This is a genomic window from Streptomyces sp. CA-106110, from assembly GCF_050936285.1.
Taxonomy (GTDB): domain Bacteria; phylum Actinomycetota; class Actinomycetes; order Streptomycetales; family Streptomycetaceae; genus Streptomyces.
In genome coordinates this window covers 1,052,237-1,067,295 of record NZ_JBNJNB010000001.1, presented here as the reverse complement: position 1 = coordinate 1,067,295, position 15,059 = coordinate 1,052,237, and the positions used below count along the sequence as shown (strand labels likewise).

Annotated in this window: 16 protein-coding genes and 1 pseudogene; 9 read left to right on the top strand and 8 right to left on the bottom strand. The window is 68.1% G+C overall.

The genetic code is table 11. From position 1 onward, the window contains the following. Positions 1-212: 212 nt before the first annotated feature. The 3 genes from ACQEXA_RS05065 to ACQEXA_RS05055 form a co-directional block, all read right to left on the bottom strand. Complete coding sequence (locus tag ACQEXA_RS05065; RefSeq protein ID WP_433128820.1) at positions 213-1,223, bottom strand: GlxA family transcriptional regulator; 1,011 nt, start codon at positions 1,221-1,223, stop codon at positions 213-215. Next, a complete protein-coding gene (locus ACQEXA_RS05060) occupies positions 1,211-1,357 on the bottom strand; it encodes a hypothetical protein (protein WP_432936805.1) in 147 nt (48 codons plus the stop codon). The genes ACQEXA_RS05065 and ACQEXA_RS05060 overlap by 13 nt, the downstream gene beginning before the upstream one ends. Positions 1,358-1,596: 239 nt before the next feature. Beyond that, positions 1,597-2,277: a helix-turn-helix domain-containing protein gene (locus ACQEXA_RS05055; RefSeq protein ID WP_432936807.1), complete on the bottom strand. Its 681-nt coding sequence runs from the start codon at positions 2,275-2,277 to the stop codon at positions 1,597-1,599. 16 nt (positions 2,278-2,293) lie between these two features. Between ACQEXA_RS05055 and ACQEXA_RS05050 the strand changes: the two genes are divergently transcribed. After that, a complete protein-coding gene (locus ACQEXA_RS05050) occupies positions 2,294-2,527 on the top strand; it encodes an SDR family oxidoreductase (protein ID WP_432936810.1) in 234 nt (77 codons plus the stop codon). Between the two features lie 145 nt (positions 2,528-2,672). On the opposite strand, the gene ACQEXA_RS05045 is transcribed toward ACQEXA_RS05050, so the two are convergent. Continuing rightward, the gene (locus ACQEXA_RS05045) at positions 2,673-3,977 is read right to left on the bottom strand and encodes a glycoside hydrolase family 3 N-terminal domain-containing protein (protein ID WP_432936813.1); all 1,305 of its coding nucleotides are present in this window, start codon (positions 3,975-3,977) and stop codon (positions 2,673-2,675) included. A 935-nt stretch (positions 3,978-4,912) separates the two neighbouring features. Here ACQEXA_RS05045 and ACQEXA_RS05040 point away from each other — a divergent pair. Then, positions 4,913-5,242 carry a hypothetical protein gene (locus ACQEXA_RS05040; RefSeq protein WP_432936816.1) on the top strand — a complete coding sequence of 110 codons (330 nt, stop codon included), beginning with the start codon at positions 4,913-4,915 and terminating at the stop codon, positions 5,240-5,242. 497 nt (positions 5,243-5,739) lie between these two features. Here ACQEXA_RS05040 and ACQEXA_RS05035 read toward each other — a convergent pair whose 3' ends face one another. Further along, positions 5,740-6,039, bottom strand: coding sequence for a hypothetical protein (locus ACQEXA_RS05035; protein WP_432936818.1), 300 nt, complete (start codon positions 6,037-6,039; stop codon positions 5,740-5,742). A 670-nt stretch (positions 6,040-6,709) separates the two neighbouring features. Here ACQEXA_RS05035 and ACQEXA_RS05030 point away from each other — a divergent pair. Then, positions 6,710-8,068, top strand: coding sequence for a beta-1,3-glucanase family protein (locus ACQEXA_RS05030; RefSeq protein ID WP_432936821.1), 1,359 nt, complete (start codon positions 6,710-6,712; stop codon positions 8,066-8,068). 178 nt (positions 8,069-8,246) lie between these two features. Here the strand turns inward: ACQEXA_RS05030 and ACQEXA_RS05025 are convergent, their stop codons facing one another. Further along, positions 8,247-8,741: a hypothetical protein gene (locus tag ACQEXA_RS05025; protein ID WP_432936824.1), complete on the bottom strand. Its 495-nt coding sequence runs from the start codon at positions 8,739-8,741 to the stop codon at positions 8,247-8,249. Between the two features lie 574 nt (positions 8,742-9,315). On the opposite strand from ACQEXA_RS05025, the gene ACQEXA_RS05020 reads away from it, so the two are divergent. The 4 genes and pseudogenes from ACQEXA_RS05020 to infA all read left to right on the top strand — a co-directional run bounded on the left by ACQEXA_RS05020 (position 9,316) and on the right by infA (position 12,008). Next, positions 9,316-9,702: a hypothetical protein gene (locus tag ACQEXA_RS05020; protein WP_432936831.1), complete on the top strand. Its 387-nt coding sequence runs from the start codon at positions 9,316-9,318 to the stop codon at positions 9,700-9,702. Between the two features lie 212 nt (positions 9,703-9,914). Next, positions 9,915-11,135 (top strand): RNA-guided endonuclease InsQ/TnpB family protein, encoded by a 1,221-nt coding sequence (locus tag ACQEXA_RS05015; protein ID WP_433128818.1) that lies wholly within the window; start codon positions 9,915-9,917, stop codon positions 11,133-11,135. A gap of 52 nt (positions 11,136-11,187) precedes the next feature. Continuing rightward, positions 11,188-11,715: pseudogene (locus ACQEXA_RS05010) on the top strand (GNAT family N-acetyltransferase); the annotation flags it as partial. 68 nt (positions 11,716-11,783) lie between these two features. Then, the gene (infA, locus tag ACQEXA_RS05005; RefSeq protein ID WP_433128816.1) at positions 11,784-12,008 is read left to right on the top strand and encodes a translation initiation factor IF-1; all 225 of its coding nucleotides are present in this window, start codon (positions 11,784-11,786) and stop codon (positions 12,006-12,008) included. A 576-nt stretch (positions 12,009-12,584) separates the two neighbouring features. Here the strand turns inward: infA and ACQEXA_RS05000 are convergent. Both ACQEXA_RS05000 and ACQEXA_RS04995 read right to left on the bottom strand, forming a co-directional pair. Then, entirely contained in the window at positions 12,585-13,463 is an 879-nt protein-coding gene (locus ACQEXA_RS05000) for an IS3 family transposase (RefSeq protein ID WP_433128814.1), read from the bottom strand. 29 nt (positions 13,464-13,492) lie between these two features. Continuing rightward, complete coding sequence (locus ACQEXA_RS04995; protein ID WP_432920799.1) at positions 13,493-13,822, bottom strand: transposase; 330 nt, start codon at positions 13,820-13,822, stop codon at positions 13,493-13,495. Between the two features lie 390 nt (positions 13,823-14,212). Between ACQEXA_RS04995 and ACQEXA_RS04990 the strand changes: the two genes are divergently transcribed. Then, complete coding sequence (locus ACQEXA_RS04990) at positions 14,213-14,623, top strand: DUF4259 domain-containing protein (RefSeq protein ID WP_432936839.1); 411 nt, start codon at positions 14,213-14,215, stop codon at positions 14,621-14,623. 42 nt (positions 14,624-14,665) lie between these two features. Next, on the top strand, positions 14,666-15,010 hold the full coding sequence (locus ACQEXA_RS04985) for a hypothetical protein (RefSeq protein ID WP_432936841.1): 345 nt from the start codon (positions 14,666-14,668) through the stop codon (positions 15,008-15,010). Positions 15,011-15,059 lie beyond the last annotated feature (49 nt).

The window sequence follows — 15,059 nt, the reverse complement described above, 5'->3', positions numbered from 1 at the left end:
CTGTGGGCCCAGGCCCCGGTCCGGTCGCTGGCCATAAGGGGCAGACTCGGGTGCTTTCCACCATGACACTCCTCAACTGGGGTTTCCAGCGCTGGCGACCCGGCCGCGCCGGTCACCGAAGGGGCGCCCGACATGATCGCCGGTCTCGTCACAGTGGGTAGCGGCTCACTCCGGAAGGTGGCTCAGGCAGCACTGTCCCGGTGCACTGGTGGTCACCGCGCGTGGTGGAAGCGGTCCTGCGCCGCCGTGGTACGGAAGCGAGCACGGTACGTAGTCGGTGCGACGCCCAGCGTTTGCTGGAAGGCGCGCCGCATGGTCTCCGCCGAGCCGAAGCCTGCCTGATCCGCGACGGTGTCGACGGTGTCGTTGCCCGCCTCGAGCAGTGCCTGCGCTGCCTCCAGCCGCAGAGACTCGAGGTACTGGCCCGGGGTCACACCGACCTCACCGCGAAACAGGCGGGTCAGGTGCCGGCCGCTCAGTCCCACGCGCCGGGCGAGACTGTCCACACCGCAGGAGCTGCGGGGGTCGGCCGCCAGCACGTTCATGGCTTCCCGTACCGCCGGGTGCTTCGCCTCCTTCGGCGCCAGCCGGACGCTGAACTGGGACTGACCGCCGGGGCGGGCCATGAAGACGACCAGGTGCCGTGCCACGCTGCGTGCGATGTCCGGCCCGTGGTCGTCCTCGACCAGGGCGAGCGACAGATCGATGCCCGCCGTGACGCCTGCCGAGGTATTGACCGCGCCGTCCCGGACGAAGACCGGGTCGGCCTGGACCTGCACCGTCGGGTATGCCGCAGCCAGTTCCCGGGTGAGCTCCCAGTGTGTGGCCGCCCGGCGGCCGTCCAGAGCGCCGGTCTCGGCGAGCAGGAAAGCACCGGCGCAGACGGAGGCGACCCGCCGGGACCGTCCGACCAGTTCGGTGGCGAGCCCGACCAGTTTCTCGTCGGAGACCGCCCGCTGCCATGGGGTGCGGCCGGGCACGACCAGGGTGTCGATCCGGGCGGGCAGGATCTCGGGCGGCCCGTCCACGCCGACACGCACCCCGGAGGAGGTCCGGACGTCTGCTCCATCGATGGAGACGATCCGTACGTCGTAGCGGGCGCCGTAGGTGTTGGCGGTGGTGAACACCTCGGCGGGCCCGGTCACGTCCAGCAGCTGGACCTCGTCGAAGGCCACCACTGCCACGACATGGGGCGCGGAGGTACTCCTGTTCACTGCGGCCACGGGGAGTCCTGGACGGAGTGGTGAATGAGTTCGCTCGCGGACTCGCCCACCGGCTCGGCCGACTCCTGCGCCGGCACATTGTCCGTCGCGCTCACCCCCGCCACGGCGTTCATGGCGGTCGTCATGGTGCTCACCCGGCCTCTCCTTGTCTGCGGTGCCCGGCGGGTCGGGCGTGCCGTGTCGCTCGCCGCCCGTCGTACTTCCAGCCTCCCGTCCCGTCGAGCCTTCCACCATGGCGGTACGGACGCGCTCCCCACACATGCGGACATCGCTGGCCTGCCGCGGCAGGCCAGCGAGCTTCTGTCCCACAGCGGACAGTCAGCGGCCCCGCCACCGGTGATCAACGGAATGCAGGAGCCTCGGCCGGTGACGCCTATGCATCCGTGCGATGTGACGGCGGTGACGCGGGGTCCGTCCGACTCCCGGTCGGCCCGATGGAGCGGGCGTACTCGGTGGGCGTCCAGCCGTAGCGCTTCTTGAAGGCCCGGATGAAGTGGCTGCTGTCCGCGAACTGCCAGTGCGCCGCGAGCTCCGACACGCTCAGCCGGCCGGACGGCGCGGTGAGAGCGAGCCGCGCCTCCTGCAGCTGCCGGTGGCGGATGTAGGCGGTCACCGACTCGCCCGCCGCGACGAACGCCCGCTGCAGCGTGCGTACGGAGACGTTGAGCTCACGCGCCAGCGTCGTCGAAGACAGCTCGGGATCGGCGAGCCGGCGCTCCACAAGGTCTTTCGCGGCCTGGGCGAACGCGGGGGCAAGCCGGGGCTCCGCGTCGTCGAACCGCCCCCACGCCACGGCCTTGGCCAGCTCGATCAGGGTGCTCCGGGCGGCCTGCACACCCGCCGGGCCGAGCTCGGTCATGGTCTTGTGGATCATGTTCGTGTGGGCGACGAGCAGCCGCACCTCGGCCGCGTGCGCCGACCCGGTGATGATCCGGTTCGCGAGCAGGGGTCTGAGGAAGTCGGCGGGGAGGACGACGACCTTCGCCGTCGTATGCGGCGCCGTCTCGAAGTGCGACGGCCGTCCGACGTGGCGGAGGCGGGAGATCCGGGTCAATGCCGTCCATCCCGGCGTGACGCTCAGCAGCCGGTTCCTGCGCGACGCGCTCGCCGAGGGAACCCCGCTGCGCGAACGATTCGCGGAGCGGGTACCCATGGGCCGGCCGGGCGAGCCGGCCGAGGTGGCTGCCGTCGTCGCGTTTTTCGCCGCTCCCGACGCCGGGTATCTCAACGGCGTGCACATTCCCGTGGACTGCGGCCTGACCGCATCGAACGGCCAGGCCAACCTCTACAAGACCGAGGACTGAGGGCGAGGACGGACGCGCGCGGAAATGCCGTCCGGCATGGCCGCGACCCCGGACCGGCCCGCCGACAAGACCGTCAACGGCGTGACGTGGGGGGGACGGTGACGGTCGATTCGGCGGCGCGCGGTCCGCCTCGTCTTGATGCCTGTCAACTACAGGTCAGCTGGCCCGCGTTGAGCTTGGCGGTGAGGATCCGGTGGACGCTGTTGTTCACCTTGGTCCGGAACGAGGCGTCTTGCTGCATCCGGGTCTGAATGGCCTGTGCCATGGCCGGCACGGTGCTCGGCTGCACCGTCAGGATCATGTCCCCACCCGCCGCGATGAAGTTCAGCGCCCGCTGCGCAGGGGTGAAGGACCGTACCGCGACCGCGTTTCCGAGGTCGTCCGAGATGACCACGCCCTTGAATCCGAGCTGGGTGCGCAGCATTTGACCGATGACCGTGGGCGAGAAGGCCGCCAGGTGCTTGGAGTCGATCTTGGTGTAGGTGGCCAGCGACACCATCACGAACGGCGAACCGGCAGCGATCCCACTCCGGAAGGGGGTGAGGCTCGAGCTACTGGCGGTCGTCACCGTGTCCTTGACGTTCGCGGTGGTGTCGGTGTTGCCGATCACCTGGCCAAGCCCCGGAAAGTGCTTGAGCGTGGTCATCACGCCCGACTGCTTGAAGCCGGCGGCGAACGCGTTGGTGTGCGAGGTCACGGTGGCGGCGGTGTGGCCGTACTCCCGGAAGTAGTGCCCGATGGGGCCGTTCTTGGTGCCAAGGCTTGCCGGCACCACATCGGCGACCGGGGCCAGGTTGAGGTTGAGTCCGGCGGCCTTCAGTTGCTTGGCCCAGCCGGCGGCCCGCGTGCGCAACGTCGTGGTCGACCAGCTGCCCTGGGTCAGCCCGTTGGGCATGGTCGAGAAGCCCGGGCCGCTGAGGACCTGGACCTGGCCGCCCTCCTGGTCCGTGGAGACCAGCAGCCCGACACGCTGGCCGCCGACCAGGTCCGCCTGGCCCCGGATGCTGTCCACCACCTTTCTCGTCGCCGTGACCCCGGCGGTGCTGCGCCCCGTCAGCATGATGGACCCCACGTGATAGGTCCGCAGAGTGCGTAGCTGGGTCTGGTCCGGACGGGCCGCGTTGACTCCGCCCATGAAGAGCTGCCCGACCCGTTGAGCCGTGGTCATGCCGTTGAAGTACCGGTCGGTGCAGGTGACGGCGGGGGCCAGCGAGGTGGTTCCGGTGGCGGCCGCGGCTGCACCGATGGCTATGGAGCGGCTCGACAGGAAGCTCGCCGTCCAGGAGCCCTGTGTGCGCTGGCTGGTGGCGGTCGAGCGCGAGTCGGTGGCGCTCGCGTGAGCGACGGGTACGCCACAGGCGGCTGCGGCCAGCACCAGGGTGACGAGGGGGACCGCGGTGCGCATGGTTGCTGAGCGGCGGCCCTTGAGCCACCGGACACGTGCCGTCATGGATTTCTCTCCTGCCTCTGATGGTTCCCGGACCGCTGAGGCCACGGGTTTCAAAGCCGCTTAGTACGCGGCGAACTCGGCCCACCGCGCCAATCACACGGTACGTTAATGCGTATTTGTCCGACTCCTAGTCGGTGTAGACGGGAATGGGGGCCCGGGGGTGCGCGACGCCCCGTTCGCATGGGGGTCGTGTCCCCCCGGGCAGACCGGTACTGGCGTGTCTGGGGCGTCCCGCGGCGGCCCGGTGCGGGCATGCCGACCCCTGCTGCTGGACCGACCAGGGCACCGATCGCGCAGACATCGGCTCCTGCGGGCCGTCGACGATGGGCCGTATGGCGCCGACGCCCGGCGTCTCCTGGGGGACGATGAGTCGTTTGCCCATCTGGTGCCGCCGATTGCTCGGGTTCCTCCGCCGCGCCGGTCGCGCCGGTCGGAGACAGGGGTGTTCGGCGCAGCCGATCTCCTGTTGCGGCGGCATCGGCCGACGGCCGGAGGGAGCGCGACACCGGCCCTGACCAGCACGTTCACGGCTCTGTGTCGCTGCCGAAGCGGCAGACATGCGATGCGCGCGTGCGACCTACTCGGTCACGCGTCCTCCGAACGAGGGCTGTTGATTGTTACGGAGGCCGTTGGGCCGGCCGGGGGAGTCCATGCGGCGGACCGGTCGAGGAGGGCCATGAGCCGTCCGCCGCTCGTGTGCTGATCACAGTGTGGTGGAGAGCGCAAGCGGACTACTCCAACCGGAGGGCCCGCTACTTCAGTGGTCCATGCACGGGAGCGTTACGGATATGTCCGCGTTTTGTAACGTGAATCGTCATATTGATCTGCTGTGGCCGGATCGAGCGAGAGTTGCGGACCTCGGCACCGAGCCGGGACTTCGAACGGCACGCCGGCCCCGCCAGGGTGGGTGTGCACGCACGTGAAGGGACAGCAGCATGTCTGTTTCTCGTAATGTCGTCCGCCTGTTTGCCACGTGTGTGGCATCGGGCGCCCTCGTGGGGGTGGCGGCCCTGCCGGCCCTCGCCGACGACGGCTGCCACGACCGAGACCTCGGGAGCAACTACTCGGACAGCTACCGCCACGATGACGGCTACCTCTACCAGGCCGACTGGAACCGGGACCGTGGCTGGGACATGGGTTACGGCCGCGACTGGGACAACAGCCGGAAGCACCACAACAAGCACCACAACAAGCACCACCGCAAGCACCACAACAAACACCACAACAACGACTGGAACGACTGGAACGGTTCGTACGGTTGGTAGGAGGGCCGCTAGCCCACCTCGGCGGGCGCGCCGGTGACGGCGCGGTTCCCCACACCCCGTGTCACACTCTCCGTCATGGCCGGTCCCGGCCCTGACGCCCCATCCGGGGGTCGAGGAGCGTAACCGACGCTCCCTCGGCCCCCGGGCCGCTTTTTGGGCAACCGCGCCACCACGATGGCTGCCGCGCACCTGATCATTACCGACTCGGCAGACGGGCGGCTTCACGCCGCACGTCGCAGGACGCCGTTCCGGCCCGAATGGGACGTCGAGAGCGGGGCATTCGCACCGCACGAGAAACCGACAACCCACTCATCCATCAGGGCGGACATCGTGCTGGCCATTGCCTCGGCAGTCCTCTTCTTCATAGCTTTCCTGATCAACGCGGCAGACCTCACCACCAACGACACCTTCTCTTCGACGGCATGGTTCACCGCTGCTGCGCGGCGTGCCGTCGCCCGCCCGACGACGCGGCAGGCCCTCACAGTGGCCGGTTCCGCCTACCGGGCGGCGGGGGTGAACAGGGCCAGTTGGTCCTTGACCCACGGATCGTAGACCGCCAGGCGCTTCGCGGCCGCCGGGTCGAACATCGCCAGCTGGTCCGCCACCCAGGGATCGATGCCCTGACGGGCGGTGCGGTGCGAGCAGTGGCCGGCGTCGTCCGCGACAGAGCGGGCGGGGGTGCGCCCCGTCGTCTGAGCGGTTGCCGCCGTCGCGGAGCCGTCGGCGGCGAAGAGAGCGCCTGCCACGACCACGGCACAAACGCCCGAGGTCGTCACACGCCGTATCAGCTTCTTCATGGTTCTCCTCCTTGCACAGCCCGTCGTTCCCTGACTGCGAACGATGGCGGCTGCCGTTGCGTCGGCGCTGGTCAAGCTGCGGGTGCCAGCCCTGCAGGCACCTCGGCCCACCTCCCGTGGAGGCGTCCGGACGGGCGGTTACCCCACTCACCACTCCTCACACACCGGTGACGAGGGTCGGGGTGGGACGACGGTCCCGTGCGGCGAAGGCAAGGGGCATGGTGCCGCTGCCCGTGCGTGAGCGGGGACGTATGCAGGGGCGTCGACCGGGGACCGTCCACGCGACGACGACGCGGCCGGCACCGCCGGGGGGCCGGAGCCGATCCGACCGGGACAGAAGGTCTGGACCGGCCCGGTCAAGAGGTGAACGCGCCATGTCGCCCGATGCGCCGAGGATGCTCAGAAGCCAAAGTCGCCGTCGCCCCACGGTCCAGCACCTTCGGCCGCATGTGAGCAAAGGATCTGACGCGCGAACATGGCCGGAAGACGGTTGCGGGGGAGCGGGGCGACGAGGGCAAATACTTCCGGCGGCACGTCGGTTCGACTGCTCCGCTCGTTTCGCGTTCAGTTGTTGACCGTGCGACGCAAGGGGAGTACAAACCCCGAATAGAGCGCTCTCAAGCACCGCTGTTCTTCATCCCCCAGAGACAGCCACCGCTTTGGAGACCCCATGCGGACATCGTCACGCGCGCCGATACCGAGACCACTGTCCGGCGCCGCACGGTCCCGAACCGCTCTCTGCCTGATCCTCGCGCTGCTCGCCACGTGCTTCTTCACGATGGCGCAGTCACCCGCCCGAGCCGACGACCAGCTGCTCTCCCGCGGACGGCCCGCGACCGCGTCCTCGACCGAGAGTGCGGCCTTCCCGGCCGCAGCGGCGGTCGACGGCGACCCCGGCACCCGCTGGTCCTCGGCCTTCGCCGATCCGCAATGGCTTCAGGTGGACCTCGGTTCCGTCCAGCAGCTCACCCGCGTCACCCTTCGCTGGGAAGCTGCATACGCCACGGCCTACCAGATCCAGGCCTCCACCGACGCGCGGAACTGGACGACGATCTACTCCACGACCACCTCCACCGGCGGCACGCAGAACCTGAACGTCGCCGGGAACGGCCGCTATGTACGCATGAGCGGAACCGCGAGAGCCACTCCGTACGGCTACTCCCTATGGGAGTTCGAGGTCTACGGCCCCGGCGGCAGCACCCCGCCCCCGGACGACTTCTGGGGCAGCACCAGTGACATCCCGCCCGCGCAGAACGCCGTCGAGGTGAAGATCCTCAACCGCACCAACGGAAAGTACCCCGACAGTCAGGTCTACTGGAGCTTCAACGGCCAGGTGCACTCCATCGCCGAGCAGCCCTACCTCGACATGCCGGCCAACTCCGCAGGCCGTATGTACTTCTATCTGGGCTCGCCCAACGGCCCCTACTACGACTTCATCGAGTTCACCGTCGGCAACAACGTCTTCAACGGCAACACCACGCGCGTCGACGCCTTCGGCCTCAAGCTGGCCATGCGACTGCACACCAAGGACGGCTACGACGTCGAGGTCGGCGAGGACCGGCAGACCTTCGCCGAGGACCGCTCAGTCACCTTCCAGCGCTTCGTCGACGCGGTCCCCGCCCCGTTCAAGGCCCTGGCCCAGACCCAGGCCCCGTACCGCATCATCGCCCCCGGCAGCGCCCCCAATTTCCGTGCGGGCGGAGCCGATGCCGGCTACTTCACCGCCTACGCCCAGTCCGTCGGAGTCAACGCGGCCACCTCGGACATCTTCGGCTGCGCCGCCTCCCTGGCCGGCAACCCCGACATGTGCGCCGCCCTCAACCGCCATGTGGCCACGCTGCCGGCCTCTCAACAGGCCGACCCCAGCCAGTACTACAAGGCGGCCCCGGCGAACTACTACGCCAGGTTCTGGCACGACAACGCCATCAACCACTTGGCCTACGGCTTCCCCTACGACGATGTGGCGGGGCAGTCGTCCTTCATCTCCCACAGCAACCCGCAGTGGTTGCTGGTCGCCGTCGGCTGGTGACGAGTCGGTCGCCGGCCGAGGTCCCGGCCCGCAGGCCCTGACCTGTGGTGGACGACGGCGGCGGTCCAGGTCGGCCATCGCGCCATGCCGGTGCGGCACCACAGCGCCGCACCGGCATGGTCCGGTCTTCCTCGGCCATGGGACTGGACCCGCACCCGGCACCAGTGGACTTTCCTGGTCACACACCGTCGGTCGTGCCGAGCCGCCACTCGTCGAACTCCTCCACGACGCTGCGCAGCCGCCACTGGGGGCTCTTCGCGAACATGCCGCGCAGTTCGGCGACGGGGATCGCAGCCGGAAGGTAGTCGTCGTCTTCGTAGAGGTCCTCGTGGTCCGGATCCTCCATGGGATCGCCCGGAACCCCCACGAAGGGTCCCTCCCATGCATCGGATTCGGCCGGGGAGTCGGGGTTGTACTTCCATACCGCCCCGGCACGCACGCATACTTCGCCGAGATACCAGGCGGGCACGGTCACCTGAGGGGTGTGCTGCGCGGCTCTGATGTCCTCCCAGGAGGAGAACTCGGCCCTGAGCACCGCGTCGAGCCGGTCGACCGAATCCGGGGAGAAGTCCCAGACGCCCGGGTGGGAGTCGGCCCACTGCGGAAACGCCTCTTCCTGCTCCTGCAGCCAGGCCCAGAGCCGGGGATGGTCCGTCCACTGCTGCTCACTCATGGGCCCAGAGCCTAGCCAGCCGGGTCGTCCGGTGGTGCCGTAGACCCAGGCATCCGCGCCGACCAATACGCTCTCCACGTCGGTCGGTGGCTCGCCGGTCGATGTACGGCTGCTGCTTGAACACGCTGGCAGCACAGGAGGGTTGGCGTGAAGGGGGCATGTGGTGAACGATGAGGAGGGCGCGGCTCCTTCCCCTGCCTCCGGCCTACCACCCGAAGGTTCCCGGGCCGCCGGCGGGGGCGGCCCGTCAGACGCGGAGGAGGCCTCGCCCGAACACGGGACCATTGTCTTGTCGCGGGTCCGGGGCGCCTGTCGGGATGCGCTGCGCCGCTATGCAGTGCTGGTCGACGGCACCAAGGTAGGTAGCATCGCCCGAGGGCAGACGCTCCGGTTCGAGGTGTCCGCAGGGCTGCATCACCTGCAGCTGAAGAGTGCCCGGCGTTCCAGCAGACCCGCCACTGTCATGGTGGAACCGGGCAAGGCGACGTGCTGCTTATGCTCCCCAGGCCGTGATGCATCCGAGGGACGCTCCGCCGTCATCCATGGCAGGGGCAGGTACATCACCCTCGAGCAGATGCCGGAGCCGATCGCCAGGGCCAACCCTCCCGTTGCCGGCGGCCCGTTGGCGTCACATACGGATGACATCGTCGCGGGTCAGTTGATCACCATCCTGAACGATCCTGACGCTCCCGAAGGGGACCAACTCGACGCTGCCATGGACCTGGAGTTCCACTCTGGCCCGTGGTTGGAACAGGAGATCTTCAAGATTCTCCGGCGGGAGCGGTTCGCCAGTGTCCTGGCCCAGCTCTGCGCGGAGTCGCTTGCGGGGATCTGGGCCCGGGACGGCCGGATCGACCCAGAGTTCTTCCGGGAGCTTCGCGGTCCCGCGTTGGACGAGGTTCTCGGCATCCTCGGGGCCCGCTCCCCCCATTTGATCCCGCCAAAGGGAGAGGACACCTGAAATCCGCCGTGGCGCGAGCCACCCTGGGTTCACCGGCTTTCTCCGAGGATGCCCCGGCCTTCAGGCCGGGGAGGAATCGGACTCCTGCGGAGCAGGGCAGGGACAGCCGGATCGCCGTCAGGGCGATCCGGCGTCCACCCCGCACGGCCGTGATGCCGCCCACAATGGTCAAGAACTCTCAACTGTCAGTCCTCCCAGGTAGGTTCGGATGCATGACGACAGAAGCGACCACGAAGGACACCGGGCATGCCCGGTACACCTTCCGTGTACGCCTGTCGAAGACAGCCCGGCGCGCACTCGAAGCCGAGTGGGATCGCTGCCGCTGGATCTGGAATGAATGCGTGGCCAAGTCCCGGCAGGCCCACGCGCAGAGCAGAGCGGGCGGCGAGAAGTTGACGTGTGGTCCGGCGCAGCTGGACAGGATGCTGACCGACGCCCGCGGGGTGACAGCGTGGCTGGCTGAGGGCGCGAGCGTGCCGCAGCAGCAGGTGATCCGGGAGTTCGCCAGGTCGAGGGCGAAGGCGCTGAAGGACGTCAAGGACGGGCTTGCGCAGCACCGCCGGGCGGGGATGCCCCGCTTCAAGCGCAAGCGTGACAGCCGACCGTCGCTGAACTACACCCGGCGCGGCTTCCGCCTCAAGGAGGGCCGTCTGCACCTTGCGGGCCAGATCGTGCTGAGCGTGGTGTGGTCGCGGGCTCTTCCGGCCGACCCGTCGAGCGTGCGCGTGTACCAGGACACGCTCGGACATTGGTACGCCTCCTTCGTCGCCCCGGCCCAGGTCGAGCCGCTTGTGGAGACCGGCCACGTCCTGGGCGTGGACTGGGGTGTGAAGGAGACCGCGACCACCACGGATGACGCCTACGACCTTCCGCATGCCGAACACGGCGAGCGGTCCGCTCAGCGGCTCGCGAAGTACCAGCGGATGATGGCCCGGCGCCGGCGACCGAAAGGACAGCGTGCATCCACCGGCTACCGGAAGGCGCAGGCACAGGCAGCGAAGCTGCACAGGAAGATCGCGCGGCAGCGTGAGGACACCGGCCGCAAGTGGGCCAAGGCCGTCATGCGCGATCATGACGGAGTGGCGGTGGAGGACTTCCGCCCGAAGTTCCTCGCGAAGACCACCATGGCCCGCAAGGCGGCCGACGCGGCCATCGCGGCGACGAAGCGTGCCCTGATCGAGATGGGCCGCAAGCACGCACGGGACGTCCGTCTGGTGCACCCGGCGCACACCACGATGGACTGCGCAACGTGCGGGGCGAGAACCAAGCACGCACTCCCTCTCTCGATGAGAACGTATGCCTGCACCGTGTGCGGAGCCGTGTCCCCCAGGGACAAGAACTCCGCCCGCGTGATGCTGGTCCGGGCAGGTTGGAACCCGGACGGTGTCGAGGGCGTAAGACCACCTGGTCCGCTGGACCAAGAGGCGGCCTGAGCCGTACATCCCCGCTCAACCCTGGAAGGTGGAGAATCCCCTCCCTTCAGGGAGGGGAGCCTTCAATGTCGGACGCCGTGAGTGGGAGTACGTCCTGCCCACCGACTCGAGCGAAACCGGGCTCGGCGCACTGCAACTCCCGGCGGGTGTGGCGATCCTGGCCGCCGGCGAGGCGGACGAGAGCCTGCTGCGCGCGTTGGACCGTGCGATTCGCGAGGAAGTCGAAGCCACCGTCGGTTGGCGCACCATGCCGGCCGAGGTGCTGGCCGGCCCGGCCGGGTCCACGCTGGTGGACCCGGCGAAGTACGCGGTGGCGGTCCGGAACGCTGAGTACGTCGGTCTGGTCCGGGTTGTGCCGGTGCGCCGCCGAGTGCGGATCGGGCTGATCGCGATACGGGCCGATCAGCGCCGACACGGCATCGGACGGGCGCTGCTGGCCCATGCGTTGGGCGGGCTGCACCGGGACGGGATCGATTCCGCCTGGGCTGAGGTGGACGAATCCAACGCCGCGGCGACAGCGCTGGTCGAGGGCGTCGGTGCCCGGCGATCGAGCAGCTACCTGGAACTGGTGCGCCGCTGATGGCTGCTCACGCACCGAAACGAACCAACCGACCCCACCCAACTCACCGATCCCAGAAGCGAGAGACATTGGCAAGAACAGCAAAGGGACTGGAAGTCGAGGGCACCGTCCTCGAATGCCTGCGCAATGCCATCTTCAAGGTGGAGCTGCAGAACGGGCACCACGTGCTCGCGCACATCAGCGGGAAGATCCGGAAGAATTACATCAAGATCCTCCCGTTCGACCGCGTGCTCGTGGAGCTCAGCCCGTATGACCTGACCCGCGGGCGGATTCTCTACCGGTACCGGACCTGAGTAGAGGGAAGGGCGCGCCCGGCAGACCCCGGGCGTGCGCTTCGGCCGCCGTTGCCGCTATGGCGCGTATCGAGTCGTGTTCGATCCGGACGCGCTCGCAGGGGTGCGAATGAGAATGAGACCACGCTTGCCGTCAGCGTCCTGGCCGCCCCGGTGAAGTCCACCAAGGACGTTGGCTCCTCCAGCGTTACCGGTCGAGGGATGGCTGCGCGACGACCGGTGCCGGGTACGACGTTCACCTCAGCGGGCAGCGAGTGCTGATGCCGGCACTGTTGCTGAGCACGTCTACCGATTGGTGCTGGACCTCCAGGAGGCCTGGGTGCGGTATGCCCCGCAGGGCCCGGAGCGGGTCCGACCTTGACGGGCTGGAGTGATCTCGGCCTCGACGGACCATTAGTGTCCTCGCATGACCGACGGGATAAGAAGATCGGCGCGCGCGTTGTCGATGCTGACGTTTGCTTGTGTCCTCTCAAGCTGCGCTTCCAGCTCGGATGACCAGGGACCTTCGGCATCGCCGATTCCTTCTGCTGCCTCCGACGTTCAGCAGTGTCAATCCCCTCGAACTGTGGAGGCCTGCTAAGCGGCCAGCTCCAGGACGGAGTTAGCCCGGTGGTCGTGTTCGTAGTCGATCGGACTGCGGTAGCCGCACACGCTGTGTAGCCGATGGGTGTTGTAGAACCCGGTGATCCACGTGGCGATCTTCAGTCGGGCCTCGGTGCGGGTGGCGAAGGTGTGCCGGTGAACGTACTCGACCTTGAGCACGCTGTTGAACGCCTCGCTGACGGCATTGTCGAAACACGAGCCGACCCGGCCCATGGACTGGGTCACGCCCAGGCGGCGGCAGGCCCGCTTGAACCGGCGAGAGACGTATTCCGAACCCCTGTCGCTGTGAAAGATCACGCCCTTGACGTCGCCGCCTCGGGTGGCGGCGGCCATGTGCAGGGAGGCCACGACGAGTTCGGCATCATGGCGGGCGCTCATCGCGTAGCCGAGCAGGCGGCGCGAGAACAGATCGATCACGGTGGCCAGGTAGAGCTTCCCCTCGCTCGTGACGATCTCCGTCATGTCGCCCGCCCAGACCTGATCGGGTGCGTCGGCGGTGAAGTCACGGCGCACGAAGTCCGGGGCCGCGGCCCGCCTGCCGGGACGGGTGAGCCCACGCCTGCGGCGTATCTTGCGTCCGGCCAGGCCGAGTTCGGCCATGAGCTTGGCGACGGTGTTCACCGATACCCGCCATCCCTCCCGTATGAGCGTGATCCAGATCTTCGGGGAGCCGTAGGTGCCGCCCGAGGCGTCGAAGATGTGCTTGATCGCGTCGGCCAGTTCCTCACGCCGCACCTCGCGCGCGGTGACGGGTCGATCCCGCCACTTGTAGAACCACGACTCCGACACGCCCAGCACACGGCACGCGAGGTTGTGCGGAATGTTCTGCCCGGCCTTGCAGTCGCTGATCATCCTGGCCACCTGGGCCGGGTCCGCAGCAGCTACTTCACCCACAAGGCCATGCAGCGTTTGAAGACATCACGCTCCATCTCCAGCTCGCGGATGCGCTTGTTCTTCTCGCCCATCTCCCGCCGCAACCGCTCCAGCTCGGCGCGTTCGGCCTCCCGCAGCCGACCACTCGCCTCGGCCGGCGCGGGCCGGTCGGAGGAAGCCGAGCCGTTGCGGCGCCACCGCGAGACCCAGCTGTGCAGCGTGCCGGGATGGACCCCGAGTTCCTCGGCGACCTTAGGGATCGGCTTCCCCGTCTCGATCACGATGCGTACAGCACCCTCACGGAACTCAGCGTCGTACCTCTGTTGCTTGGACCCCATGAACCTCAACTTCCCCTGGTATCACGGACTCCACGCTACGAGGGGACCCTCAGCAGCCTCATCCCACCGACCCTGCAGACGCTATTACTGGTCAGTACTTCACAGTCCCGCCTGGGTACTACGCTAGCCCGACGGCAACAGGCGATTGTGCGTTCGGCGGATTGGTGATTCGCGGGGACAAGCTGTACCAATGCGAGCCGAGCGGCCATCTGAAGTACCTGGGTCCGTACTCCGGAGCGACGCACTGACCTTGTGCGCCCGCCTCCGCCGCTCCCCCCGGAACGGGCACGCAAGGCGTGCATTGCTCCGCATGCCGGTTGGTCTGCCAACCGACGGTGGAGAGTGACATGCTTCCCGCTGTCCAAGACCAGCTATGTATGGGAGCGAGGCATGGGCACGTGGGGGACTGGGCCGTTCGACAGTGACCTGGCAGGAGACTTCGTCGACGGGCTGAGTGCTCGCTCATCTCACGAGATTGCCGATGCGCTGCAGCAGGCCCTCAAACGGGTAGTGCATTCCGGTCCGCGGGTGGATGGTGGCGACGGAGCGGAAGCTGTTGCGGCCGCTGCCCTGATCGCCGCACAGGTCCCCGGCGGCGGTTCCGTGATCGACTCCGAGGACGGGCCAGAGATCCCTCTGCCGCAGTTGCCGGCCTCACTGCGCGCACTGGCGGCACAGGCCCTTCGCCGTGTACTCGGAGACGGGTCCGAATTGACGGAGGGCTGGGTGAACAGCAGCGACGCCATCGAATGGCGCCAAGGGGTAACGCTGATCCTTCAGGTGCTCACAACGCGTGGTTGATGACGGCTTGCTGTACAGCAGGATTCTTGGGGGCGTGACGGCATGGAGCGGGAATCGCTCGAACGGCTGCTGGTCGGCGAAGACGAGGCGTCCTCGTCCGCCCTGGCTGCGCTCAGCAGCGGCGGTTCTCATGTCGTCTGGGACGGGACTACGTCCGCTGAGTCGCTCGCTCATATCTATGAGTGCCGACTCCGGCACACCCGCCGGAAGGGCATCGAGACCATCGGCCTCGAACGCACGGTAGAACTGCTGGGCCGGCGTCAACAAGCGGTGCGCCTGGGGCGGATCAGATCGCACGATGGGTCCTGGGTGTTCATGCTGTTCCTCAGCGAAGACGGCAGCAGCCTGATCGCTTGTACCGGTGTGCGGCAGGGACATGATCGATGACGGCCCGTCGGCTCGCCCCTGCCTCAGCAGCCGACCTTGAGCATCAATC

Coding starts and splice junctions, on each gene's coding strand:
- ACQEXA_RS05045 (WP_432936813.1), bottom strand. CDS start 3,977: ATGACGGCACGTGTCCGGTGGCTCAAGGGCCGCCGCTCAGCAACCATG.
- ACQEXA_RS05040 (WP_432936816.1), top strand. CDS start 4,913: ATGTCTGTTTCTCGTAATGTCGTCCGCCTGTTTGCCACGTGTGTGGCA.
- ACQEXA_RS05035 (WP_432936818.1), bottom strand. CDS start 6,039: ATGAAGAAGCTGATACGGCGTGTGACGACCTCGGGCGTTTGTGCCGTG.
- ACQEXA_RS05030 (WP_432936821.1), top strand. CDS start 6,710: ATGCGGACATCGTCACGCGCGCCGATACCGAGACCACTGTCCGGCGCC.
- ACQEXA_RS05025 (WP_432936824.1), bottom strand. CDS start 8,741: ATGAGTGAGCAGCAGTGGACGGACCATCCCCGGCTCTGGGCCTGGCTG.
- ACQEXA_RS05020 (WP_432936831.1), top strand. CDS start 9,316: ATGCCGGAGCCGATCGCCAGGGCCAACCCTCCCGTTGCCGGCGGCCCG.
- ACQEXA_RS05015 (WP_433128818.1), top strand. CDS start 9,915: ATGACGACAGAAGCGACCACGAAGGACACCGGGCATGCCCGGTACACC.
- ACQEXA_RS05000 (WP_433128814.1), bottom strand. CDS start 13,463: ATGATCAGCGACTGCAAGGCCGGGCAGAACATTCCGCACAACCTCGCG.
- ACQEXA_RS04995 (WP_432920799.1), bottom strand. CDS start 13,822: ATGGGGTCCAAGCAACAGAGGTACGACGCTGAGTTCCGTGAGGGTGCT.
- ACQEXA_RS04990 (WP_432936839.1), top strand. CDS start 14,213: ATGGGCACGTGGGGGACTGGGCCGTTCGACAGTGACCTGGCAGGAGAC.
- ACQEXA_RS04985 (WP_432936841.1), top strand. CDS start 14,666: ATGGAGCGGGAATCGCTCGAACGGCTGCTGGTCGGCGAAGACGAGGCG.